The organism is Caulobacter vibrioides, from assembly GCF_002310375.3.
Lineage (GTDB): Bacteria > Pseudomonadota > Alphaproteobacteria > Caulobacterales > Caulobacteraceae > Caulobacter > Caulobacter vibrioides_D.
Window position 1 is genome coordinate 2405879 of sequence record NZ_CP023315.3, and the last position, 23511, is coordinate 2429389.

Annotated in this window: 23 protein-coding genes; 12 read left to right on the forward strand and 11 right to left on the reverse strand. The window is 67.7% G+C overall.

Translation table 11 applies throughout. The annotated features are described in order from the left end of the window. Nucleotides 1–26 precede the first annotated feature (26 nt). The 3 genes from CA606_RS11425 to CA606_RS11435 all read right to left on the reverse strand — a co-directional run bounded on the left by CA606_RS11425 (nt 27) and on the right by CA606_RS11435 (nt 3797). Nucleotides 27–1601 (reverse strand): 2-isopropylmalate synthase, encoded by a 1575-nt coding sequence (locus CA606_RS11425; RefSeq protein ID WP_096051027.1) that lies wholly within the window; start codon nt 1599–1601, stop codon nt 27–29. Nucleotides 1602–1688: 87 nt separating this feature from the next. Next, entirely contained in the window at nt 1689–1745 is a 57-nt protein-coding gene (locus CA606_RS11430) for a hypothetical protein (RefSeq protein ID WP_127847010.1), read from the reverse strand. Between the two features lie 96 nt (nt 1746–1841). Next, nucleotides 1842–3797 carry an alkyl/aryl-sulfatase gene (locus CA606_RS11435; protein ID WP_096051026.1) on the reverse strand — a complete coding sequence of 652 codons (1956 nt, stop codon included), beginning with the start codon at nt 3795–3797 and terminating at the stop codon, nt 1842–1844. A 49-nt stretch (nt 3798–3846) separates the two neighbouring features. Here CA606_RS11435 and CA606_RS11440 point away from each other — a divergent pair, with 49 nt between their 5' ends. Then, entirely contained in the window at nt 3847–4521 is a 675-nt protein-coding gene (locus CA606_RS11440; protein ID WP_096051025.1) for a TetR/AcrR family transcriptional regulator, read from the forward strand. On the opposite strand, the gene CA606_RS11445 is transcribed toward CA606_RS11440, so the two are convergent. Beyond that, complete coding sequence (locus CA606_RS11445; RefSeq protein ID WP_096051024.1) at nt 4484–5203, reverse strand: TVP38/TMEM64 family protein; 720 nt, start codon at nt 5201–5203, stop codon at nt 4484–4486. The two genes, CA606_RS11440 and CA606_RS11445, sit on opposite strands and share 38 nt — an antisense overlap. Nucleotides 5204–5421: 218 nt before the next feature. On the opposite strand from CA606_RS11445, the gene CA606_RS11450 reads away from it, so the two are divergent. Together CA606_RS11450 and CA606_RS11455 are read left to right on the forward strand one after the other, a co-directional pair. Then, nucleotides 5422–6084 carry a ParA family protein gene (locus CA606_RS11450; protein WP_096051023.1) on the forward strand — a complete coding sequence of 221 codons (663 nt, stop codon included), beginning with the start codon at nt 5422–5424 and terminating at the stop codon, nt 6082–6084. Nucleotides 6085–6093: 9 nt separating this feature from the next. After that, a complete protein-coding gene (locus CA606_RS11455) occupies nt 6094–6633 on the forward strand; it encodes an NADPH-dependent FMN reductase (protein ID WP_096051022.1) in 540 nt (179 codons plus the stop codon). Nucleotides 6634–6741: 108 nt separating this feature from the next. Here CA606_RS11455 and CA606_RS11460 read toward each other — a convergent pair whose 3' ends face one another. After that, on the reverse strand, nt 6742–7335 hold the full coding sequence (locus CA606_RS11460) for a hypothetical protein (RefSeq protein ID WP_096051021.1): 594 nt from the start codon (nt 7333–7335) through the stop codon (nt 6742–6744). 266 nt (nt 7336–7601) lie between these two features. Here CA606_RS11460 and CA606_RS11465 point away from each other — a divergent pair, with 266 nt between their 5' ends. After that, the gene (locus CA606_RS11465) at nt 7602–8804 is read left to right on the forward strand and encodes a pyridoxal phosphate-dependent aminotransferase (RefSeq protein ID WP_096051020.1); all 1203 of its coding nucleotides are present in this window, start codon (nt 7602–7604) and stop codon (nt 8802–8804) included. 131 nt (nt 8805–8935) lie between these two features. Here the strand turns inward: CA606_RS11465 and CA606_RS11470 are convergent, their stop codons facing one another. Next, nucleotides 8936–9574, reverse strand: a complete 639-nt coding sequence (locus CA606_RS11470) for a glutathione S-transferase family protein (RefSeq protein WP_181242557.1) — start codon at nt 9572–9574, stop codon at nt 8936–8938. 126 nt (nt 9575–9700) lie between these two features. Continuing rightward, nucleotides 9701–9937 (reverse strand): DUF2171 domain-containing protein, encoded by a 237-nt coding sequence (locus CA606_RS11475; protein ID WP_096051018.1) that lies wholly within the window; start codon nt 9935–9937, stop codon nt 9701–9703. Nucleotides 9938–10073: 136 nt separating this feature from the next. On the opposite strand from CA606_RS11475, the gene CA606_RS11480 reads away from it, so the two are divergent. The 4 genes from CA606_RS11480 to CA606_RS11495 all read left to right on the forward strand — a co-directional run bounded on the left by CA606_RS11480 (nt 10074) and on the right by CA606_RS11495 (nt 13934). Beyond that, nucleotides 10074–10982 carry a DUF6807 family protein gene (locus tag CA606_RS11480; RefSeq protein WP_096051017.1) on the forward strand — a complete coding sequence of 303 codons (909 nt, stop codon included), beginning with the start codon at nt 10074–10076 and terminating at the stop codon, nt 10980–10982. A 5-nt stretch (nt 10983–10987) separates the two neighbouring features. After that, a complete protein-coding gene (locus CA606_RS11485) occupies nt 10988–11164 on the forward strand; it encodes a DUF4169 family protein (protein WP_096051016.1) in 177 nt (58 codons plus the stop codon). 4 nt (nt 11165–11168) lie between these two features. After that, on the forward strand, nt 11169–11396 hold the full coding sequence (locus tag CA606_RS11490) for a ribbon-helix-helix domain-containing protein (RefSeq protein WP_096053795.1): 228 nt from the start codon (nt 11169–11171) through the stop codon (nt 11394–11396). A gap of 120 nt (nt 11397–11516) precedes the next feature. Continuing rightward, nucleotides 11517–13934, forward strand: coding sequence for an ATP-dependent helicase (locus CA606_RS11495; protein ID WP_096051015.1), 2418 nt, complete (start codon nt 11517–11519; stop codon nt 13932–13934). Here CA606_RS11495 and CA606_RS11500 read toward each other — a convergent pair whose 3' ends face one another. Continuing rightward, nucleotides 13935–15149: a low temperature requirement protein A gene (locus CA606_RS11500; protein ID WP_096051014.1), complete on the reverse strand. Its 1215-nt coding sequence runs from the start codon at nt 15147–15149 to the stop codon at nt 13935–13937. A 71-nt stretch (nt 15150–15220) separates the two neighbouring features. Between CA606_RS11500 and CA606_RS11505 the strand changes: the two genes are divergently transcribed. The 3 genes from CA606_RS11505 to CA606_RS11515 all read left to right on the forward strand — a co-directional run bounded on the left by CA606_RS11505 (nt 15221) and on the right by CA606_RS11515 (nt 18607). Next, a complete protein-coding gene (locus CA606_RS11505) occupies nt 15221–15715 on the forward strand; it encodes a hypothetical protein (RefSeq protein ID WP_096051013.1) in 495 nt (164 codons plus the stop codon). 39 nt (nt 15716–15754) lie between these two features. Further along, nucleotides 15755–16621: a 50S ribosomal protein L11 methyltransferase gene (locus CA606_RS11510; RefSeq protein ID WP_096051012.1), complete on the forward strand. Its 867-nt coding sequence runs from the start codon at nt 15755–15757 to the stop codon at nt 16619–16621. A gap of 174 nt (nt 16622–16795) precedes the next feature. Further along, on the forward strand, nt 16796–18607 hold the full coding sequence (locus CA606_RS11515; protein ID WP_096051011.1) for an aminopeptidase P family protein: 1812 nt from the start codon (nt 16796–16798) through the stop codon (nt 18605–18607). A gap of 131 nt (nt 18608–18738) precedes the next feature. Here CA606_RS11515 and CA606_RS11520 read toward each other — a convergent pair whose 3' ends face one another. The 3 genes from CA606_RS11520 to ligA form a co-directional block, all read right to left on the reverse strand. Next, nucleotides 18739–19167: a DUF2147 domain-containing protein gene (locus CA606_RS11520; protein ID WP_181242558.1), complete on the reverse strand. Its 429-nt coding sequence runs from the start codon at nt 19165–19167 to the stop codon at nt 18739–18741. Between the two features lie 118 nt (nt 19168–19285). Next, nucleotides 19286–19912 (reverse strand): 3'-5' exonuclease, encoded by a 627-nt coding sequence (locus tag CA606_RS11525; RefSeq protein ID WP_181242559.1) that lies wholly within the window; start codon nt 19910–19912, stop codon nt 19286–19288. Continuing rightward, nucleotides 19888–22239, reverse strand: a complete 2352-nt coding sequence (ligA, locus tag CA606_RS11530; protein WP_096051008.1) for an NAD-dependent DNA ligase LigA — start codon at nt 22237–22239, stop codon at nt 19888–19890. Before ligA ends, CA606_RS11525 begins: the two co-directional genes overlap by 25 nt. Nucleotides 22240–22371: 132 nt before the next feature. On the opposite strand from ligA, the gene CA606_RS11535 reads away from it, so the two are divergent. After that, nucleotides 22372–23508, forward strand: a complete 1137-nt coding sequence (locus tag CA606_RS11535) for an acyltransferase family protein (RefSeq protein WP_096051007.1) — start codon at nt 22372–22374, stop codon at nt 23506–23508. Nucleotides 23509–23511 lie beyond the last annotated feature (3 nt).

Here is a 23511-nt window from a genome sequence, read left to right on the forward strand (position 1 = left end):
CGGCGACCACTTTTGGCTATCGCGCTCTAGAAGCCGCTGGCGATCGCCGCCTCGGGCCGGCTCTTCTCCTTGCGGGCGAAGAGGTTATTCAGGGCGTTGACGTACGCCTTGGCCGAGGCGGTGAGCGTATCGGTGTCGGCGGCCGCGCCGGTGGCGATGCGGCCGTCCTCTTCCAGCCGCACCGAGACCTGGGCCTGGGCGTCGGTGCCCTCGGTGACCGCGTGGACCTGGAACAGGCGCAGGGCGGCGCTGTGCGGCACGATCTTGTGGATCGCATTGAACACCGCATCCACCGGGCCATCGCCCGTGGCCTCGGCCGTGCTGGAGACGCCGTCGATGTCCAGGGTCAGTTCGGCCGACTGGCCGTCGGTGCCGGCCACGACGCGCAGGCGCGACACGCGGATCTTTTCCGAGCCGCGCGCCAGGGCGTCGTCGACCAGGGCGACGATGTCGTCGTCGAAGACGTGCTTCTTCTTGTCGGCCAGTTCCTTGAAGCGGCCGAAGGCGTCGTTCAGGGCGTTCTGGCCCAGCTCGTAGCCCAGAGCCTTCAGCTTCTCGCGGAAGGCGTGACGGCCCGAGTGCTTGCCCATGACCAGGTTCGTGGCGCCCTGCCCCACGTCTTCCGGCTTCATGATTTCGTAGGTCTCGGCGTTCTTCAGCATGCCGTCCTGGTGGATGCCGCTCTCGTGGGCGAAGGCGTTCTTGCCGACGATCGCCTTGTTGAACTGCACCGGGAAGCCGGTGATGGCCGAGACATAGCGGCTGGCGCGGGTGATGTGCACCGGATCAACGCTGGTGCCGTAGGGCAGATGGTCGCCGCGCACGCGCAGGGCCATGACGATCTCTTCCAGCGCGGCGTTGCCGGCGCGCTCGCCGATGCCGTTGATCGCGACCTCGACCTGACGCGCACCGCCTTCGATGGCGGCGATCGAGTTGGCGACGGCCAGGCCCAGGTCGTTGTGGCAGTGGGCCGAGAAGATCGCCTTGTCGGCGCCCGGAACGCTGGTGATCACGTCGCGGAACAGCTCGCCGTACTCCGACGGATACGAGTAGCCGACCGTGTCGGGCAGATTGATCGTCGTGGCGCCGGCCTTGATCGCCGCCTCAACGCAGCGCTTCAGGAAGTCGCGCTCGGTGCGGGTGGCGTCCTCGGCCGACCATTCGACGTCACCGACCAGGTTGCGGGCGTGGCTGACCGAGCGAGTGATCGCCTCCAGAACCGCGTCCGGCTCCATCTGCAGCTTGTACTTCATGTGTACGGGGCTGGTGGAGATGAAGGTGTGGATGCGACCGCGCTTGGCGCGGCGCACGGCCTCGGCGCAGCGGTCGATGTCGCCGGCGGCGGCGCGCGCCAGGCCGCAGACGGTGCTTTCGGTGATCAGTTCGGCGATCTGGCGGACGGCCTCGAAGTCGCCATTCGAAGCGATCGGGAAGCCGGCCTCGATGACGTCGACCCCCATCTCCTCGAGGATCTTCGCCAGCTCCAGCTTCTCTTCCAGAGACATGGACGCGCCGGGCGACTGCTCGCCGTCGCGCATGGTGGTGTCAAATACGACGACGTTGTCGCGCTTGCTGATAGCGCCAGCGGGTGCGGTGGTCATGGGAGTACTCGTCGAAAGGGGTGTGTCTGCGTGCGGGCTGCGGGTTCAATCATCCCCTGTGCGCCCGGCCACGACGATGCGCGGCCCCTAGAGCGCCCAGGGGCTGATAAGCCGAAGCGAAAGCAGGTCGCGCGCGACAGTCATGCCTGACTTTCTACACATAGCCCCTGAATCGAGCAAGCAATTTGCGCCACCCGAACATTCCGCTACGAATGGCGCAATTTTGTTCCTCGCAACCGCTTAGTTGCGGCGCGTTACGATCGGGAAGTCGCTGGGGAACGCGTCAAACCATCCCGCCAGGCGGCTCATCGCCGCGCGATCGCCCTCCAGCTTGACCTCGCCCTTCAAAATCTTGGGCAGCAGCGATGTTCCGCCAAACAGAGAGTCCAGGAAAACGGACCTGTCGACCGTGAGGGTGGCGTCCGCGCCCTCTCCGCCTTTCGAAGGCTGGGCGACCAGCACGCCGTTGCGGACCTCGACCAGGAAACGCTCATTCCGGTCGGGGAAGGCGAACACCATGCGCAGGCGCGCGTCGCCCGCCTTGTCGGCGTTGAGGCGGATGGCCAGCACGTCGAAGATCATCTGGCTCTCAAGCGCGGCGATCATGTCCAGCGGGGCCATCGACGGCGGCAGCTTTCGAACCCCGCCGCGCAGTTCGTCCGAAGCCGTCAGATACATGTTCCGCCAGAGCGCGTTCTCGGTCTGGTAGCCAAGCTGATCGTAGACGCCGGCCAACAGGGTCTTGGCGTCCTTGTCGCCGTCGTCGGCCATCACCGCGTGGTTCAGCAAGCTGGCCGCCCAACCGTAGTCGCCTTTGGCGGCCGCCTCCTTGGCCATCGCCTTGACCTTGGCCGCCCCGCCCATGGCCACGACGTAGCGCTTGCCGGCATCGACCGGCGGCGATGGGATCAGGTGGGCGGGATTGGCGTCGTACCAGCCCATGTAGCGCTGATAGACGGCGCGGCTGTTGAAGCTCATCGAGCCGTAGTAGCCGCGATTGAACCAGTTCTTGGCCAGGGTCGGCGGCAGCTGGATCTTTGCGGCGATCTCGTCGCCGGTCAGGCCCTGGTTCATCATCCGCACGGTCTGATCATGCAGATACTTGTAGGCGTCGCGGTGGTCGGCCAGGAAATCCCTGACCACCGCCCCGCCAAAGCGCGGCCAGCCGTGGCTGGTGATCATCACGTCGGAGATGTCGCCGAACAGACGCAGGGACTCGGTCAGCCCCTCAGCCCATGCCTTGGTGTCGCGAACGAGGGCGCCACGCGGCGTCAGGATATTGTGCATCGAGACATTGGCGTTCTCGGCCATGTCCAGGATGCGCAACTCTGGAAAATAGAGATTCATCTCGGCCGGAGCCTCGGTCGAGGGCGTGTACTGGAACCGCACCTTCACCCCATCCAGGGTCAGTTCCTGGCCGGTATGGTCGATGAGGACCGTCGGCGGGATCAGGGTGATCGAGCCGCGGGCGATGTTCTGGCCGATGCCGGCGGTGATCTGCCCCTCGACGCCCGGCGGCAGCATCACCCCGAACTGGTACTGGGCGCGACGGCTCATGGCGTTGCCGGCCAGGATGTTTTCGGCGGCGACTTCTTCCATAAAGCCCTTGGGCGCAACGATCGGGACCTTGCCGCTCTTGACGTCGGCCTCGTCGACGACGCCGCGAACCCCGCCGAAGTGGTCGCTGTGGCTATGGGTGTAGACCACCGCCGTGACCGGCAGCTTACCCAGCTTGTCGTTGACCAGCTCGAGCGCGGCGCGGGCCGTCTCCTGCATGGTCAGGGGGTCGATGACGATCCAGCCGGTGTCGCCGCGCACGAAGGTGATGTTGGAGATATCAAAGCCACGCACCTGATAGACGCGGTCGGAGACCTGGTAGAGCCCGTGCTTGGACAGCAATTGCGCCTGCCGCCAAAGGCTGGGGTTCACCGTCGCCGGCGGCTCGGCCTTCAGGAAGTCGTAGGCGGCGAGGTTCCAGGCCGCCTGCCCGTCGGCGCGCCGGATGATCGGATCCGCGCGCGTGCCCAGGAAGCCCTTGTCGGCGAACGCGAAGTCCTGCCGGTCATTGATCGGAAGGGTCTTGGCGAAGGCCGCCTGCCGCTCGGCGGTGATTGGCGACGCCGGATCCCCGGCCTTGGCCACGCTGGCCACCATCAACATCGCTAGCGCGGTGGCCGCGAACATCCCCTTGCGCATCTCGCTCCCCGTTATTTGAAACTTTATAGTTTCATTTTACATATCACCGATGAGCTCCGTTGCGAAAGCCCCCGCCTCCGGCGTGGCGAGAGGCCGCCCTGGCCAGCCGAAGCCGCGCGTCGACAAGGCCGCGCGCGGCCTGGCGGTGCTGGAAGCCGCCGTCGAGGTCTTCGCCGAGAAGGGACTGCAGGCGGCCACGATGCAGGATGTCGCCGATCGCATGGGCGTGGCGAAGATCCTGATCTATCGGCTCTACGCCTCGCGTCAGGCGCTCATCGACGCCCTGTTCGGCGACATGCTGGCGCGGGTCGAAGCCGAAGCCGGTCGCCCCTGGGGCGGCTATGGCTCCAGCATCGCCCGGCTGGTCACCATGTCTCGCACTAACCCCAAGCTGGCGTTGCTGCTGCTGCGCGACGCGCGCGGGGCGCCCGAGGCCGCCGTCTGGCGCGCGGCGTTAGAGAACCTGCTGACCCGCCTGATCGAACCCTTCGTCGCCGCGCCGGCCGACGCCTCGGAGGCGGCGCGCGCCACCTGCCGCCACGCCGCGCGGACCTTCATGCCGTTCGTGATCGAGGCCTGGGCCGCCGGGATCGAGGAAAGCGACGGCATGGACGACCAGACCCGGACACGCTGGTTCGGCGAGATCGTACAAGCCTGGCGCGAAGCGACCTATGCGGCGGCGGGGCTCAGCCCTCTTCCGCTTCCCCCGCCTCACGCCGCTTGAGCCAAGCGCGGCTGAGAAGGCCCATGCCCAGCCAGATCACGATCGCCAGCGCGATCATGGCGATGTGCTGCTTGCCGCCGCCGCGCATGGCCTGAACGATCGAGTTGCCGGCGAAGGCCGTCAGGGCGATCTTCGGCACGATGCCGATCGCCGTTCCAGCCATGAAGTCGCGCAACCGCATCGGCGTGACGCCCGCGGCCATGTTGACGACGATGAACGGCGCGCTGGGCACCAGGCGCACGATCAGACTGGCCATGAAGCCGTTCTTGCCGATCGTCCGCATGAACTTGTTGACGCTCTCGCCGGCGAAGTCGCGCAGGATGCGCGCGCCGTAGGCTCGTCCCAGCCAGAAACCGACCAGCGACGAGACAAGCGTCCCGACCCAGCTGTAGGCGAAGCCCATCCAGGGCCCGAAGGCCACGACCGCCGCCGCGATCAGCACGAACTGCGGCACGCCCAGAAAAGCCATGGTCGCGAACACCGCGATGGCCATGGGCAGCGCCCAAGGGCCGCTTGCGGCGACCAGCCAGTGCTCGACCGCCGCCTCGCCGTTGACGCCCAGCAGCTGCGCGCCGAACAGGAAGACCACCCCCACCCCGCCGAACAGGACAAACGACACCGCCACCATGCGCCAGGCGCGGGCGTCCATATTGGTCACGAAGTCGAGAATGCGGCGGATCACGGGCCCTCCTCGCCCAAGCGCCGTCGGGGGTCAAGCGGCGCGGAGCGGACACCTGCAAACGAAACAGGCGTTTTTCCGACCGTTACCTCTAAACCGCGATCCGGGGACGCCCTGATTCGCCCGTGGCGACATTTGTGTTGCGCGCCCTTCACATCACAGCGTTACTTATCCACAGGCTGCAAGGCCCGCAAACCTTGGCCTGTTAAGGAGTCGCGGACGTGAAAACCCTGGCTGTCATTTCCCGCAAGGGCGGCGCGGGCAAGACGACGCTCTCGGTCAATCTGGCGATCACGGCCCACCTGGCCGGCCTTCGCACCATGCTGGCTGACATCGACCAGCAACGCTCGGCGTCGGACGCCCTGAGAGCCCGCGTCGGCGAAGGCCCGACGGTCGCCGAGATCAACGCCGGAAAGCTGTTCTCGACCCAGGTTCAGGCCCAGAACACCGACTTCGACGCCCTGGTCATCGACACGCCCGCCTCGCCGGAGTCGGACGTGCTGCAGGCGATCAACTGCGCCGACCTCTGTGTGCTGGTCTGCCGCCCCACCTTCCTGGACATCGCCTCGGTCGTCCGCTCGGCCGAAGCCGTCCGCCGGTTGGGCAAGAAGGGCTTGATCGTCCTCAGTCAGGCCCCGCCGCGTCGCAACGGCGTCGAGCCGCCGGCCGTGCTGAAGGCCGCCGAGGCCCTGCGCTTCACGGGCATGCCGCTAGCGGCCGTGGGCCTGCGCGCCCGCGCCGCGTTCCAGCAGTCGATCGCCCATGGTCGATCCGTCTGCGAGTGGGACCCCGGATCGCCCGCCGCCGAGGAGATTTCCCGACTCTGGGCGCTCTTGGCGCCGATGCTGCTGGGCCAAGGGGACATCCGGGTCCGCGCGGGTTAGTCTCCGCCCATGAAAATCCTGGCCGTCTCGGGCAGCCTCAGGGCCGCCTCCTACAACACCGCCCTGCTCGGTGCGGCGCGTGAATTGGCCCCTGCCGGCGTCGAGATCGAGATCTTCCGCCTGCACGACCTGCCGTTCTTCAACGAGGACGTGGAGGCGCAAGGCGATCCGTCACCCGTGGTCGCCTGGAAAGACGCGGTTCGCGCCGCGCCCGCCCTGCTGATCGCCTGTCCGGAGTATAATGGCGGCCTGACCGCGTCGCTGAAGAACGCGATCGACTGGGCCTCGCGCGGCAAGCCAGCGCCCCTGGACGGCAAGATCGCCTGCGCGATGGGGGCCAGCCCCGGGATCACCGGGACGGTCCGCGCGCAGGACGCCCTTCGCCTCAATCTGCGTCGCGCCGGCTGCGACCTGGCTCCGCTGTCGGACATCCTGGTGGGCCAGGCCCACACCAAGATCGAGAATGGCGTGCTGACGGAGGAGCGCACCCGCCAGGCGATCACGCGCCACCTGGCGAGTTTCGTCGAGATCGTCCGCGCTCGCGCCTAGAGCGTGACGCCGAAAGTGGGAACCGGTTTCGGCGCTCGTCACGCTCTAAGTGTTTGATTTAGAGCCTTGTTATCGCGTCGAAACGGGTCCGTTTCGACGCGCAAGGCTCTAACCGCCCGCCAGCTTGCGCAGGTCGTAGTCGGGCCCGAAGTTCAGCACGAACAGCGCGCCCAGCAGCACCGTCTGCTTGGCCGAGCCCAGGTGCAGGCCCACCGCGCCCTCGCCCGCTGGAATGTCGATCAGGGCGCGGCCGGGCACCGTGTACATCTTCCACTCGCCGCCGACCTTGATCCCGCCCTGCAGCGCGGCGCCATAGGGCGCGGCGGATTGCTGGATCCGGACGGCCGGAATGTCGGCGCTGGCCGGACCGCCGTCGACGGCTTCGGCCTTGGCCCAGAAGGCCACCAGCAGAACGTCGCCCTTAGCGATCTTGCCGGTCAGAGGCTGTGACGCCCCCACGTCCCACGGGTTGGCGCCGGCGGCCTGCACTTCGACCTTCGTCGCCGCGCCGCCCTGAACGGTCTTGTCCTTGATCGGCGCGCTCTTCTGACCGGCCCCATAGACGCCCCAGGTGGCCGAAGGCTTGTTGATCGCCCGTTGCAGGATGTCGCCATCGCCCGACTGGCGCGCCAGTCCCGGCGAGGCCGCGCCGATCGCCAGGGCCAAAGCGGCCAGGGCGATATAAAGAATCTTCAGCCTCATCAGCCGTATTCCCCCCTCTTCGTGGCCGCTGAGCGGCCTCTGCGTTTCCCCCGAGGACCGTCCGCGTTTGGCCGGGATCGATCCTACAAATGGTAGCGGTATCTTGAGGCGCGGCCGCGCGCAAGAACGACACGCCAGAGCTTCGCCAAAATGTCTTGAACCCTGCCCATGCCGCGTTGCACCCCGGCGAACGGGGGCGTAAAGACCGCCCCAATCCTGAAACGGTCCTGTTGTTCGGACCAGGCAACCCAGGGGAGTCCTGCAAGATGTCGCTCGAGTCCGCCGCCCTGCGGCGTATCGCACCGTCGGCCACCATCGCCATCAGCGCCAAGGCGCGCGCGCTGAAAGCCGCCGGCCGTGACGTGATCGCCCTGTCTGCGGGCGAACCGGACTTCGACACGCCGGACAATATCAAGAACGCCGCGATCGAGGCGATCAAGGCCGGCAAGACCAAGTACACCGATCCGGACGGCATGCCCGAGCTGAAGGCGGCCATCTGCGCCAAGTTCAAGCGTGAGAACGGCCTGGAGTACAAGCCGAGCCAGATCCACGTCGCTCCGGGCGGCAAGCCCGTCATCTACAACGCCCTGGTCGCCACCCTGAACCCCGGCGACGAGGTGATCATCCCCGCGCCGTACTGGGTGTCGTATCCCGACATGACCCTGCTGGCCGGCGGCACGCCCGTCTCGGTCGAAACCACCGCCGAGAGCGGCTTCAAGATCACGCCGGCGGCCCTGGAAGCGGCGATCACGCCGAAGACCAAGTGGCTGATCATCAACAGCCCCTCGAACCCTTCGGGCGGCGCCTATAGCCGCGCGGAGCTGCAGGCGATCGCGGACGTGCTGCTGCGCCATCCGCAGGTCTGGGTGCTGACCGACGACATGTACGAGCACCTGGTGTTCGACGACTTCGAGTTCACCACCATCGCCCAGGTCGAGCCCAAGCTCTATGACCGCACTCTGACGATGAACGGCGTCTCGAAGGGCTATTCGATGACCGGCTGGCGCATCGGCTATGCCGGCGGCCCCGAGCCGCTGATCAAGGCCATGGGCAAGATGATCAGCCAGACGACCTCCAACCCCTGCTCGATCTCGCAGTGGGCTGCGCTCGAGGCGCTGAACGGCACACAGGACTTCATCAAGCCCAACGCCAAGCTGTTCCAGGAACGCCGCGATCTTGTGGTGTCGATGCTCAACCAGGCCACCGGCCTGCACTGCCCGACCCCGGAAGGCGCGTTCTACGTCTACCCGTCATGCGCGGGCCTGATCGGCAAGACCGCGCCCTCGGGCAAGGTCATCGAGACCGATGAGGACTTCGCCGGCGAGCTTCTCGAAGCCGAAGGCGTCGCCGTCGTTCACGGCGCGGCGTTCGGCCTGTCGCCGTTCTTCCGCATCAGCTACGCCACCAGCAGCGATGTGCTCGAAGACGCCTGCTCGCGCATCCAGCGCTTCTGCGCCAGCGTGAAGTAAGCTTCAAATCCTCCCCCTAGCGGGGGAGGTGTCGGCTCGAAGAGACGACGGAGGGGGAAGAAGCCGGATAGCCCGCGCTTCCCCCTCCGGCCTTCGGCCGCCTCCCCCGCTGGGGGGAGGATTTTCAAGGCCTAGCCCCCAATCCAGTCGGTCATGCCCTCGCGGGCGTGGACCTCGATCAGCGCGGGTCGCTGACGCATGTGGTCCAGATAGCGTTTCAGGTTCGGCCACTCGGTCGCCGGCTTTGGCATGTTGCGCGTCCAGCGGCACAGGATCGTCACCAGAAGGTCCACCGTCGTGAAGCCTTCCCCGACGATGACATCACGATCGGCCAGGTGCGCGTCGAGGCGCGACAGACCCTCCTCGATCTTGGCGCGCGCTGCAGCCTGCACCGCCTCCTGCGCTTCACCGCCGGCGGGTTCGGGCGGATAGAACCAGGCCCGAAAGTGCGGCTGAAAGCTGTTGGCCAGCCAGAAGCTCCAGCTGAGATAGGCCGCCCGCTCGGGCGAGCCGAGGGGCGGTGCGAACCCCGCCTCGGGATGACGCTCGGCGAGCAGGGTCACCAAGGCCGCCATCTGGGTCACCGGCCGGCCATCGACGATCAGGGTGGGAACCACACCATCGGGATTGAGCGCCAGGTACTCGGCTGTCTTGTGCTCGCCCTTGTCGAAATCCAGCATCTTCAGATCGAACGGGACGCCAAGCTCCAGCAGCATCCAGTGGATGGCCGTGCCGGCGGTGCTGGGCGAACCATAGAGCGTGTACATCAAGAGCCCTCCGATAACGGGCCCGGATAGGGGCCCGCTTCTCCCCTCGCGTCAAGAAACGGCGGTCACGCGCCAACGCCCCCACGAGGATCCGCAGGGGCGTTGCAAAGTCGGGCTTTCTGGTCGGGATCAGTGCTTCTCGCGCCACTTGGACTTGGCGTCGTCCTCGGTCACGCTGAGATGGACCTTGGCGTCGTCGATATACTCCACCCAAGACAGCGGGATCAGGTGGTGCTTGAAGCCTCCGCCCAGATCGAACTGGGCCAGTTGGATCTCGCCACCGGCGATATGGTCCACGCGACCGACATGGCCGCCGTCGGAACCGACCACTTCATGATGCTCTTTGATCTGGGATAGATCGATCATCTTCAGTCTCCAGGCTTGGGCGAGGCCCGTTTGGTCCCTCGCGACATCAGAACGGCCACGCCTGCGGTAAAGTTTCAGCTTGCCATGCGCGCATAGATTGTTCTTGATACGTTCCAGCTTCGTTTGAGGACGCCGCATGCGCCTTCGCGCCCCCGTCACCGCCGCTGTGTTGGCCTTGCTCACCGCCCCACCCGTCCTGGCCGATCCGGCGATCGACAAGCGGGTGGACGCTGTCTTCTCCGATGACGCCGTAACCCTGACCGAGGCCGGCAAGACCGTGCTGGTCTATCGGACTAAGCCGCTGGATCCTGCGACCGAGCCCGGACGCGCCAACTATGTCAGTCAGCTGTACGCGCCGGACGGCGCGGCCCTGACCGAGGACAAGCCCGGCGATCACCCGCACCAGCGCGGCCTCTGGTGGGCCTGGATGAAGGTCCAGCTAGACGGCAAGACCGTCGCCGACGGCTGGTACATGAAGAACCTCTCGTACCTCGTCCGCGAGAAGCGGTTTCTAGGCGACGCCGAAGGTGGCGGAACGCTGACGCTTGAGGTCGACTGGTTGGTCAATTCCGGCCCGGAGCTGGCCTATGTCGCGCGGGAAGTCACCAAGGTGACGGTCAGGCCTCTCAAGGCGGGCGTCCGGCGGGTGGAGTTCGACACGACGATCACCTCGCGGGTCGAGGCACTGGGCCTGGGCGGAAGCGAGGACGACCGGGGCTTTGGCGGTTTCTCGATCCGGTTGATCGATCCCGAGCACCTGACCTTCTCATCAGGCGGCAAGACGATCACGCCGAACGGCGCGGCGATCAACGCAGGCCCCGCCATGGGCTTCGCCTGGTCGGGCGGCTCCAATTCACCCGCCTGGACGGTGGGCCTGGCCTGCAAGGCCAATGGGCAGGCGGTGGCCCGCTGGATGCTGTATAATGATCGCTCGATGCAGAACTGCGTCTTCCCAGGCCGCGCGCCTCTGATCCTCAAGAAGGACCAGACGCTGCGGCTGGAGGAGACCGTGGTCATCCGCCCCGCCGCCAAGAAGAAGCCCTGAGACCCATGGCCGACATCGTCAATCTGAACCAGGCTCGCAAGGCCAAGGCCAAGGCCGAGGATAAGGCGCGCGCCGCCGAGAACCGAGCCCGCTTTGGCCGCACCAAGGCCGAGAAGACCCTCGACGCCGCCCGCGTGGACAAGCTTCGCCGCGATCTCGACGGCGCCAAGCGCGAGGACTGACCCCCTGGCTGGTTTGAAGAAAAGGTCGGTGAACCTGGCCGGGCACGCAACGTCGCTGGCGCTGGAGCCGGAGTTCTGGGCGGTGCTCGACCGCGCCGCGGCCGCCGAAGCGCTGAGCCTGGCTGGCCTCATTCAACGTATCGATCTTGAGCGAGGCGGACGGCCGCTCGCCTCGGCGTGTCGCGTCTTCGCGCTCTTGCGCGCGGCGGACGGCCAGGCAGGCGTCGCCTAAGGCTTGAGGACGACCTTGCTTGTGACGTCCACGCGCGCGTTCTGACCCAGCGCCGGACCTACCGCGCCTGAAACGCGGCGAAGGGCTTAAGCCGCGCGCGCTTTGTGCTACATATGTTCCATGTTTCCCGACACCGACTCGCCGAGCCCCATCGGGGATTTCCCCGGCGACCTCCCCTCCCCGCGTATCTCCGACCTGGCCCGAGCCCGCCCGCCGGCCGGCGCCGCGCCCGCCTATCTGGACGGACTAAACCCCGAGCAGCGCGAGGCGGTCGAGACCACCGAGGGTCCGCTGCTGGTTCTGGCCGGCGCGGGTACGGGCAAGACGCGCGTGCTGACCACGCGCCTGGCCCACATCCTGGCCACCGGTCGCGCCCGTCCCTGGGAGATTCTGGCCGTCACCTTCACCAACAAGGCCGCCCGCGAGATGCGCGAGCGGATCACCCACATCATTGGCCCGGAGGCGGAAGGGCTACGGTGGCTGGGCACCTTCCACTCGGTGGCCGCCCAGATCCTGCGTCGCCACGCCGAGCTGATCGGCCTGAAGTCCAACTACACGATCATCGACACCGACGATAACGAGCGCCTGCTCAAGCAGTTGATCGAGGCCGAGAACATCGACGCCAAGCGGTGGACGCCCCGCATCCTGTCGGGGATCATCGACGGCTGGAAGAACCGCGGCTGGACGCCCGACCGCGTACCGACGTCGGAAGCCGGCGAGTTCGCCAACGGCAAGGGCATCAGCCTCTATCGCCAGTACCAGGAGCGACTGCGCATCCTGAACGCCTGTGATTTCGGCGACCTTTTGCTGCACAATATCAGCCTGTTCACAGGCCATCCCGACGTGCTGGACGAGTTCCAACAGCGCTTCAAATACGTGATGGTCGACGAGTACCAGGACACCAACGTCGCCCAGTATCTGTGGCTGCGTCTCCTGGCCCAGGGCCGCCAGAACGTCTGCTGCGTCGGCGACGACGACCAGTCGATCTATGGCTGGCGCGGGGCCGAGGTGGACAACATCCTGCGCTTCGAGCGCGACTTCCCGGGCTCGAAGGTCGTGCGCCTCGAATGCAACTACCGTTCGACCGAGCACATCCTGGCGGCCGCCTCGGGCCTGATCACCGCCAACAAGGGACGCCTGGGCAAGACCCTGTGGACCCCGGCCAAGGGCGGCGAGAAGGTCAAGGTGTCAGGCGTCTGGGACGGCGAGGCCGAAAGCCGCCTGATCGCCGACGAGATCGAGCGCGCCAAGAAGGCTGGCCGCAAGTACAACCAGATGGCCATCCTGGTGCGGGCCAGCTTCCAGATGCGCGCCTTCGAAGAGCGCTTCGTGATGCTGCAGATCCCCTACAAGGTGGTCGGCGGCCCGCGCTTCTTCGAACGGGCCGAGATCCGCGACGCTCACGCCTATCTGCGCCTGATCCAGTCGCCGGACGATGACCTGGCCTTCGAGCGCATCGTCAACACGCCCAAGCGCGGCATCGGCGACACCTCGGTGCAGAAGCTGCTGCAGATCGCGCGCCTGGAAGGGATTTCCACGGTCGAGGCGGCGCGGGCGATTATCGCCAGCGACGAGCTACCCGCTCGCACCCGCACGGCGCTGAGCAACTTCATCCGCGACCTGGACCGCTGGCGTTCGCTGATCGGGACAATGCACCACCAGCGCCTGTTGGAAACGGTGCTGGAGGAAAGCGGCTACACGGACGCCCTGCGCCTGGACAAGGGTCCGACCAGCCAGACCCGGCTGGAGAACCTGAAGGAACTGGTCCAGTCGATGGGCGCGTTCGACACGCTGGAGGCCTATCTGGAGCACGTGTCGCTGGTCATGGACCTGGATCGCGAGGCCACCGGCGACGCGGTCTGGATCATGACCCTGCACTCGGCCAAGGGCCTGGAGTTCCCGCTGGTTTTCCTGCCGGGCTGGGAGGAAGGCGTGTTCCCCAGCCAGCGCAGCATGGACGACAAGGGCGAGAAGGGCCTCGAGGAAGAGCGCCGCCTGGCCTATGTCGGCATCACCCGCGCTCGGGAAGAGGCCCGCATCAGCTTCGTGGCCAACCGTCAGGTCTATGGCCGCTGGACGTCGCAACTGCCCAGCCGCTTCGTCGACGAGTTGCCGATCGCCCATGTCGATGCGGCGTCCGAGACAGGCTACTACGGCGGCGGCCCCGGCATGCAGTCGACGGCCGCCTCGCGCTGGGATGACCCCGGCACCAGCGCCTTCCAGGCCGGCAGCTATGACAGCCCGGGCTGGAAGCGAGCGCAGGAGCGCACCTCGGGCTTTGGCGAACGCGGCGGATCATGGCGCGGCGCCCAGGGCGTTCGATCGGGCTCATCCGCCCGTGCGGCGCCGATCGAAGGCGAAGGCCGCCTCGTCGCGGTCTCGGCCCCGACCAACAGCGCCTATGCGCGCGGCGACCGGGTGTTCCACGTCAAGTTCGGCTACGGCAAGGTCACCGGCATCGAGGGCAACAAGCTGACCGTCGCCTTCGACAAGGCCGGCGAGAAGAAGGTCATCGACAGCTTCGTCGAGAAGGCGTGATCACGCCTCGGGCTTGAGCCCGGGGCGGACGCCATCGTGCTTGGGCGCCGCCTCGGCCGGGCGCGGCGTGAGACTCTCCCAAGCGCCGATAGCGACCAGAACCAGGGTCGTCAGCCAGGACAGCGCCAGCGGCTGGAGATGCGGCGACGCCACACCCAGCCCCGCCAGCGCCGCGAGACCCAGGAGGCGGGATCGCGACCACAGTCCGAACACCGCCCGCTTGAACAGGACCGCGCCCAGCAGGAACAGCGCGGGTCCGCCGATCAGGGCCAGCGCCACCTTTGTCTCCATGTGGCCGAGCGGATGATGGATCACCCACTCATCGCCGACCGCAGTGACGATGATCCCGGCGATGATCGGCAGATGGGCGTAGGTGTAGGCTAGGCGGGCGATCGCGCCTGGATCGCTGGCCTCGGCGATCGCCTTGCTGGCCGCCTCGGCGGTGGACGAGAAATAGATCCACCACATGGCCAGACTGCACAGGAAGACGCCGGCGAAGGCGGCCATGACCGGCGCCTCCCAGTCCACGCCCATCACGGTGGAGCCCGAGATGATGATCGACTCGCCCAGGGCGATGATCGTGAACAGGGCGCAGCGCTCGGCCATGTGGCCGCCCTCGACGTTCCACTCCGAGGTCTTGGTCCGCCCCAGGCCAGGCGTCCAGAAGCCGACGGCGGGCGAGACATACTCGATCGCGATCGCCAGCCCCCAGACCAGCAGGCGCGCTTCGCCCTCGACGAAGGCGCCGGCGATCCAGAATAGGCCGGCAAAGGCCAGCCAGGCGGTGATCCGCAAGAAGTTGGCGCGGTGCCCTTCGTCCTTCCAGGCTGTCCAGAGAAAGAAGGCGCTGCGCCCGACCTGGATAAAGACGTGAGCGGCGGCGAAGGCGAGGCCCCGTGCGCCGAACGCGTCGGGGATTGAGGCCGCCAGCACCATGGCGGCCGCCATCATCACAAACAGCATCAGCCGGACCGGCCCGCGTTCGGGGTCCAGCCAGTTCGTCACCCAGGCGGTGTAGATCCACGACCACCAGACCGCCAGCAGCAGCACCGCCGCATGCAACAGTCCCGGGCCATCAGGGTGCTTGAGGACGACATGCGAAAGCTGGGTCACCGCGAAGACGAAGACCAGGTCAAAGAACAGCTCAGCATAGGTGACCCGCGCATGTTCGTCGGCGTTGCGGGCGCGCAGCAGGCTGGGAATGCTCTTCGTCATGGCCACCACCCTAGCGCATCGGCGGCCAGCAGGAATGGAGAACCAAAGTCGGACTGGCGCGCTATGCCAGGATGCAACGCCTGAACCTCCTGCTCAACCACGTGAAGGCGTTCGGCGCGACCAGACCCGTCGCCTTGGGCGTGCCGGTCTGCGCCCTGGTCGGCGCGTTGGCCGGCCTCGCGATGCAGACCGGCCTGCAGGACACTCCCTTCCAACCGGACATGGAGCCGGCGCGAACAAGCGCGGAAGCCACCGCTGAGCCCATCGCCTATCCCCCAGGCGATCTGCCCGACTATGTGGTCGGGACCGACTTCCTCACGGCGATGCAGTCGCCGCCGGTCGCCTATGTCAACGATGAGCCGCCGCCCCTGCCGCCACCGCCGGAGCTCCCGCCCTACGTTCCCGCCCGCCATGGCCTCGCCGATCGCCCGCCCGCGTCCGAGGGCGCACGCTGGCCCTCGGAGCGCGGCGATATCCTCGACAAATCGCTCCCCGAGGATCGCCGGGGGCCGCCCGACGCCCTGATGCTGGCCGACGTCGCCGCGACCGGCATGACGTCACGCTGAAGGCTCGCTTTTCGGCGACTTTGCCGCTAACGGAGCGGCATGACCGACTATACGCCCCAGCAGATCGTCGCCCGAGGCGCGCGCCTCGAGGCCGAGACCGCCGCCGACGCCATCGACAACCATCCGGGCCTGGAAGGCGCGACCTACTCGATCCTGGAAGAGGACGAGGATCGCGGCGTCTGGCGCATCGACGCCTTCCCGACGACCGACGAGGAAGACGCCAGCCTGATGGCGCTGCTCGGCGAGTACGACCTGAAGGTTTCGCGCGACACCCTGGCCGACGCCGACTGGCTGGCCATGGCACTGTCGGGCCTTCCGCCGGTGCGCGCGGGCCGCTTCTTTGTCTACGGCATGCATGACCGTGGCCGTCTGCCGGCCAGCACGGTGAACCTGCGCATCGAGGCCGGCGCGGCCTTCGGTACGGGCCACCACGGCACCACCGTCGGCTGCCTGCAGGCCTATGACCGCCTGATCAAGGCGCGCAGGTTCAACAAGGTGCTCGACGTCGGGGCCGGCACAGGCCTCCTGGCCATCGCGGCGGCCCGCACCGGCGCCAAGCTGGCGGTCGGCACCGACATCGACAAGCCCAGCCTGCGGATCTCCAAGGAGAACGCCCTGGTCAACAAGGCCAACGCCCGCTTCGTCCACGCCTCGGGCCTCTCCAACCGCCTGGTCGCCGAGAACGCGCCCTACGATCTGGTGTTCGCCAACATCCTGGCCCGCCCGCTGATCAGCCTGGCCCAGGACATCAAGCGCGCCCTCGTTCCCGGCGGCACGGTGATCCTGTCAGGCCTGCTGCGCACCCAGGAGCGGATGGTCAAGGCCGCCTACCTGTCGCGCGGCTTCAAGGTCGTCACCCGCATCCACCGCGACGCCTGGGCGACGTTGGTGCTGCAGCGGCCGTAGATAACTGAAATCCAATCCTCCCCCTCGCGGGGGAGGTGTCGGCTCGAAGAGACGACGGAGGGGGAAGAGGCCACTTCAGCAGAACCTCCCCCTCCGGCCCTTCGGGCCACCTCCCCCGCTAGGGGGAGGATTGAACATCTTCCCTGCGCGCTCGGAGAGGCCTAAATCCTCCCCATGCGCCAGACCTTCGACGAATCCACCGATCCCTCCTTCGGCCCCAAGCACGTCCCGCTGATCCGCCAAGCCATGGCGGCGCAGGGGCTGGACGGCTTCCTCGTGCCGCACGAGGACGAGCATCAGAACGAGTACCTGCCCGCCGCCAATGACCGGCTGGCCTGGGCCAGCGGCTTTACCGGCTCGGCCGGTGCGGGCGTGATCCTGAGCGACCGCGCCGCCGTCTTCGTCGACGGCCGCTATACGCTGCAGGTTCGCGAGCAGGTCGATCAGGGCGTGTTCGAGATCCGCGACCTCGTCGAGGGCGGCGTGCCCGCCTATCTGGAGACCGTCTCGAAGGGCGCCGTCATCGGCTACGACGCTCGTCTGCATAGCCCGGCCGCCCTGGACGGCCTGAAGGCCGCCGCCATCCGCGCCGGCGCGGTGCTGAAGCCCGTTGAGGCCAATCCCGTCGACCAGGCCTGGGGTTCGGCGCGCCCGCCGCAGCCCATGGCCCCCGTCGTTCCGCAGCCCCTTGAACACGCCGGCGAAGAGTCCAGCGCCAAGCGCGCGCGGGTCGGCGCCTCGGTCGCGGCGCTGGGCGCCGACGCCGCCGTGATCACCGCCCCGGCCTCGATCGCCTGGCTGTTCAATGTGCGCGGCGGCGACGTGATCCGCACCCCGCTGCCGCTGTCGCAGGCCATTCTGAACGCCGATGGCACGGCGCGCCTGTTCCTGGAGCCGGCCAAGGTGACCGCCGATCTGCCGGCCTGGCTCGGCAATCAGGTCTCGCTGGAGACCCCGGACAAGCTGGAGACGGCCCTGGCCGAGCTGTCAGGCAAGAGCGTCGTGGTCGACCCGGCCCAGTCCTCGGCCTGGTACTTCGACACCCTGACCGCCGCCGGCGCGACCGTGGTGCGGGCGATGGACCCCTGCACGATGCCGCGCGCCTGCAAGAACGCGGTCGAGCTGGGTGGCACGCGCGAGGCGCACCGCCGGGACGGCGCGGCCCTGACCCGCTTCCTGCACTGGCTGGCCACCGAGGGCCAGATCAACCCGCCCGACGAGAAGGAAGCCGTCGCCAAGCTGGAAGCCTTCCGTGAGGCCACCGGCGTGCTGAAGGACCTTTCCTTCGACACCATCGGCGCGGCCAATGGCCACGGCGCCCTGCCCCACTACCGCCCGACCGAGCGCAGCAACGAACGCGCGAAGATGGGCTCCCTGCTGCTGGTCGACAGCGGCGGCCAGTATCTGGACGGCACGACCGACGTGACCCGCACCGTGGCGATCGGCGCGCCCAGCGCCGAGATGGTCCAGCGCAACACGCTCGTCTTGAAGGGTCACCTGGCCATCGCCCGCCTGCGCTTCCCGGCCGGCACCACCGGTTCGGCGATCGACGCCCTGGCGCGGATGGCCCTGTGGGCGCAGGGCCTCGACTACGACCACGGCACCGGCCACGGCGTCGGCGTCTATCTGGGCGTCCATGAGGGACCGCAGCGGATCTCCAAGGCCCCGAACACCATCGCCCTGCAGCCCGGCATGATCGTCTCGAACGAGCCCGGCTACTACAAGGACGGCGAGTACGGCATCCGGATCGAGAACCTGGAGGTCGTCATGCCGGCCGAGGACGTGCCCGGCGGCGAGCGGCCGATGCACCGCTTCGAGGCCCTGACGCTCGCGCCCATCGATCGTCGCCTGATCGACAAGGCGCTGCTGACGGCCGAAGAAATCGCCCAGTTCGACGCCTACCACGCCCGCGTGCTGCGCGAGATCGGCCCGCGCGTGGAGCCGGAGGTTCGGACGTGGATGGAAGCGGCCTGCGCGCCGCTTTAGGCGCGAGATCCTCTCCCCAAGGGAGAGGTGTCGGCGGAGCCGACGGAGAGGGAAGTCGCAAGCTCAGTCAGTCTTCCCCCTCCGGTCGCTTCGCGACCGCCTCCCCCGCTAGGGGGAGGGTTTGATGGGGTCTACCGAATCCGCGTCCACTTCTGCGTCTTGCACAGCGGCGCGACCACACAGCCCTTGAGCTTCAGCTCGGTGTTGCTGACCAGCTCGATCGTGCCGGCGTAGACGCCGCCGTCCTCGGGATTATAGACCTTGCCGCCCGTCCACTTGGTGGGACCGCCGCTGAAGTCATAGAGCATCTGCAGGTTCTTCAGGGTCCGGCTGCGCTGGCTCTCGTCCTTGTTCTTGATGTCCTTGAGGCCCGGATTTTCCTTGATGTGGTTGGAGGTCACCAGCTTGCCGCACAGGCTGTTGCCGCAGCGCGCGATCTCGACCTGACCGCCATTGCCCGGCGTGGCCCAGAGGCCCACCACATCGGCGGCGAAGGCGGGCGCTGAAGCCGCGAGGCTGGCGGCGAGCGCGGTGGCGGCGATCATGGCGGTGCGGATCATCGAAATCTCCCTGTTCGCGCTTTGGGCGCGCGTCTTGACCGCTTGGTTGCGCGATCCTGTTCCTGGAAACAAGCGTTCGCACGAAATCGCGGCGAGAATTCGGAAAGCGCCCAGTCCGCTACCAGCGCCGACTTGGCGCCGCCGCCATGCGCGAGGGTCGGTAGCTATCGGGGTCGAGACGACCCGGGGTCATGCCCAGGCGCTGCGGCAACGCCCGGATATCGGACAGCGCGTTCAGGCCTGTCGCCGCTAGCGCCACGCGGCCGCAGGCATAGGCGTCGGCGGCCGCGTCGTGGTGGGCGAAATCCACGCCCAGGTGGCCGCAGACCACGTTCAGCTTGTGCGACGGAAGCTCCGGCCAGACGCTGCGCGCCACTTGCACCGTACACAGATAATCAAAGCCGGGCGCCGGCACGTCATAGTGCTCGCAGGTGCGCCGGATCACGCTGATGTCGAACGAAGCGTTGTGCGCCAAAACCAGCGCCCCCTCCAGCTCGGGCCGAATGCGTTCCAGCACGTCCGGCCACTCGTCGGCGTCCGCGACATGTTCGGGCCGGATGCCGTGGAACGCCATGTTGAACGCCGCGAAACGGTTGCCCGGCGGGCGGATATAATGGTGCTCGACGCGCGCGACCTCGCCGCCCTCGATCCAGGCCAAGCCGATGGAGCAAGGGCTGGCGCGCTGCTCGTTGGCGGTCTCGAAGTCGATGGCGATGACCTTCATGCGCCCACCAGCGCCAGCCACTCGTCCTCGGTCATCACCTGGATGCCCAGTTCCGTGGCCGTCTTGAGCTTGGAGCCGGCGCCGGGTCCCGCGACCACCAGATCGGTCTTCTTCGACACCGACGAAGCGACCTTCGCCCCCAGCCCTTCAGCCTGGGCCTTGGCCTCGTCGCGGGTCATCTTCTCCAGCGAGCCGGTGAAGACGATGGTCTTGCCGGCCACGGCCGTGTCGGTCTTGGGCTTGGCCACCGGCTGGATATCAAGCTCGGCGACGAGATTGGCGACCTTCTGCCGGTTATGATCCTCGGCGAAGAACCGCGCCAGGGACTGGGCCGCGACGGGCCCGACGCCATCGATGGCGGCCAGATGCAGATAGTCGTCACCCGGCGCCCCCGAGGCGGCGGCGACAAGTCCGTCGGCGAAGGCCGCCCAGGTTCCATAGCGCTGCGCCAGCGCCGCGCGGGCGGGCTTGGTCAGCTTGGGGACCGCGTGGCCGATCTTAAGCTCCAGGTCGTCGGTCAGTGGCCACGGATCTGCGACTAGACCGCCCTTCCCCGCCTCGACCAGCATGTCCAGCGCCTTGGGCCCGACGCCGGGCGCGGTCGAGAGTTCAAGATAGGTCTCGCCGGGCAGGCCCTTGGCGGCGGCCTCGGCGGCGGCCTGCAGGTCCTCGAAGCGGTCGAAGTTGCGGGCCAGCACCGTGGAGGTGGTCTCGCCGATGTCACGCGCGCCCAGGCCATAGATCATCCGGTCCATGCCGATGGTGCGCCGCGCCTCGATCCCCTTGACCAGATTGGCCACCGAGGTCTCGCCATAGCCCTCGCGTTCGCGCAGGGCGGTCAGCTTTTCCTCATCGCGGGCCAGCTTGAAGATGTCGGCGGGCTCGGTGATCCAGCCTTCCTCGAAGAAGGCCTGAAGCTGCTTTTCGCCCAGCCCCTCGATGTCGAACGCCCGGCGGGAGACGAAGTGGCGCAGGTGCTCGACCCGTTGGAACGGACAGGCGAACTCGCCCGTGCAGCGGCGCACCACCGACTCCTGCCCCGACGCGGTGACCTCGCGCGCCAACGGCGTCTGCAGTGGGCACGGGCAGACATGCGGAAACTCGAACGGCTCCGGCGCGGGATCTGGCCGCGCGTCCAGGGCCACCTCGACGATCTGCGGGATCACGTCGCCGGCGCGCTGGATCACCACGGTGTCGCCGACCCTGACATCGAGCCGCGCGATCTCGTCGCCGTTGTGCAAGGTGGCGTTGGTCACCGACACGCCGCCGACCGTCACCGGCTTCAGCCGCGCCACCGGCGTGATCGCACCCGTGCGACCGACCTGAAGATCGATCGCCTCCAGGACCGTCCGAGCCCGCTGGGCCGGGAACTTGCGCGCGATCGCCCAGCGCGGCGAGCGCGAGACAAAGCCCAGACGACGCTGAAGCTCCAGGTCATCGACCTTGTAGACCACGCCGTCGATATCAAAGCCCAGGGTCGGTCGCAGGATCTCGAACTGGGCGTAGATGTCGAGCAGACCTTGCGCGTTCAGCACGCGCTGGGCGGGCGGCGCCGTGGTCACGAAGCCCCATTCGGCCAGCTTTTCCAGCGCGCCCCACTGGCTGTCGGCGAAGCCCTCCGAGACCAGGCCCCAGGCATAGCCGAAGAACCGCAGCGGCCGCTGGGCGCTGATCTTGGGATCGATCTGGCGCAGCGAGCCCGCCGCGAAGTTGCGGGGATTGGCGTAGGTGCGCTGACCGGCCTCCTCGGCGGCCTTGTTGAAGGCGGCGAAGGCCGCAAGCTCGACATAGACCTCGCCGCGCACCTCGATCACGTCGGGCCAGCCTGACCCCTTCAGGCGCTGCGGAATGTCGGCGATGGTCCGCAGATTGGCGGTGACGTCCTCGCCCACGCGCCCGTCGCCCCGCGTTGCGCCCTGGACCAGCACGCCCTTCTCATAGCGCAGCGAAGCCGACAGGCCGTCGATCTTGGGCTCGGCGGTGTAGGCGACCGTCTCGGACGGCGCGATGCGCAGGAACCGCCGTATGCGCGCGTCAAACTCGATCGCCTCGTCGTTCGAGAAGGCGTTGTCGAGGCTGAGCATCGGCACGCCGTGCTCCACCGGCGCGAACTGCTCGGCCCGGGTCGCGCCGACCCGCATCGACGGGGAATTCTCGCGCACCAGATGCGGGAAGCGCGTCTCGATATCGAGGTTTCGCCGCTTCAGCGCGTCGTACTCGGCGTCGCTGACCGTCGGATTGTCCTGTTGGTGATAGGCGATGTCGTGCGTCGCCAGAAGATCGGCCAGACGCTCCAGTTCCTCGACGGCCTGGGCTTCGGTGAGATCGGCGACGGGGATCTGGGACACGGGGCGAATCCGAACGGCGGGGAACGCAGGCAGGTTAGCAACGCGGCTCCGGCGGGGGGAGTCGCCGATGCGCTCGCCCGTCAGGCGAAACTTGGCCCGCCCCTTGCGGCGTCGGAGGCGAAGGAGTCTCCGATGTTCAATGCCGGCACAGGTTTCGCCAAAGCGAGCGCCACGCCCGTCCTGTCCCGGGACGGTCCGCTGGACGCCCTGCGCTTCCTGGCCGCCCTGTTCATCGTGCTCTACCACGTCGCCGAGCGCGCGCCGGTGTCGCTGTTCAGCCTGTCGCCGGCGTTCGGGCGCGGCTATCTGGCGACCGACTTTTTCCTGATGCTGTCAGGCTATGTGCTGGCCCGGACCTACGGTGCGCGCGTCGCAAGCAGCGAGGTCAACACCTGGACCTTCCTGAAGCGCCGCGTGCAACGGATCTGGCCGCCGCACCTGGTCATGCTGGCCCTGTTCGTCGCCTTCTTCCTGGCCACCACGGCGATTGGCCTCGCCCCGCAGAACCCGCAATGGTTCCAGTGGGACCAGCTGCTGCCGCAGATCTTCCTGGTGCAGGCCTGGTTCGTGCCGGGAACCTCGGGCTGGAACATGCCCACCTGGACCCTGTCGGCGCTGATCGTGGCCTATGCGCTGTTCCCGATGGTCTGGCGCAAGGTCGCCGCCACGTCGCGGCCGTTGCGGCTGCTGGCCATGGGCGTCTGCGCCTGGGTGATCATCGACCAGGCCGCCTTGATGGCCTTCGGCGTGCACGGCTATCAGCTGCCGCTGCGCTTTGGCCTGATCCGCGGCGTGCCGTTGTTCCTGATCGGCGTGCTGATCGCGCGCCTGCCCGTCACGCGTCTGGCTGAGCAGCAAGCCCTGCCGTTGGCGGCCGCCAGCCTCGCCATGGTCATCGGCATCCAGGCCCTGGGGAGCTTCGACTATTTCAGCCTCGCCCTGCTGGCCTTCCTGATCTATGCGGCCGGCGCCTCCAAGCCGCGCGCCTGGCGCTGGGCGGGCGCGGCCGGTCGCCTGTCGTTCCCGCTGTTCCTGACCAACACCCTGACCGCCGTCGTCTGGTTCGGCCTCGTGCGGATGCTCGACGCCAAGCTTGGCCTGCCGGTCGCCGCCCAGTGGACGCTGTGGGCGCTGGCCATCCCGGCGACGATCATCGCCGCGTGGCTGTTCGAGCGCTTGATCGACGCGCCGCTGCAGACCTGGATCAAGTCGCGGTCGCGTGGGGCGGCGGCCCCGCACATCACCAACATGCGCGAGGCCTCGGCGTAGGCG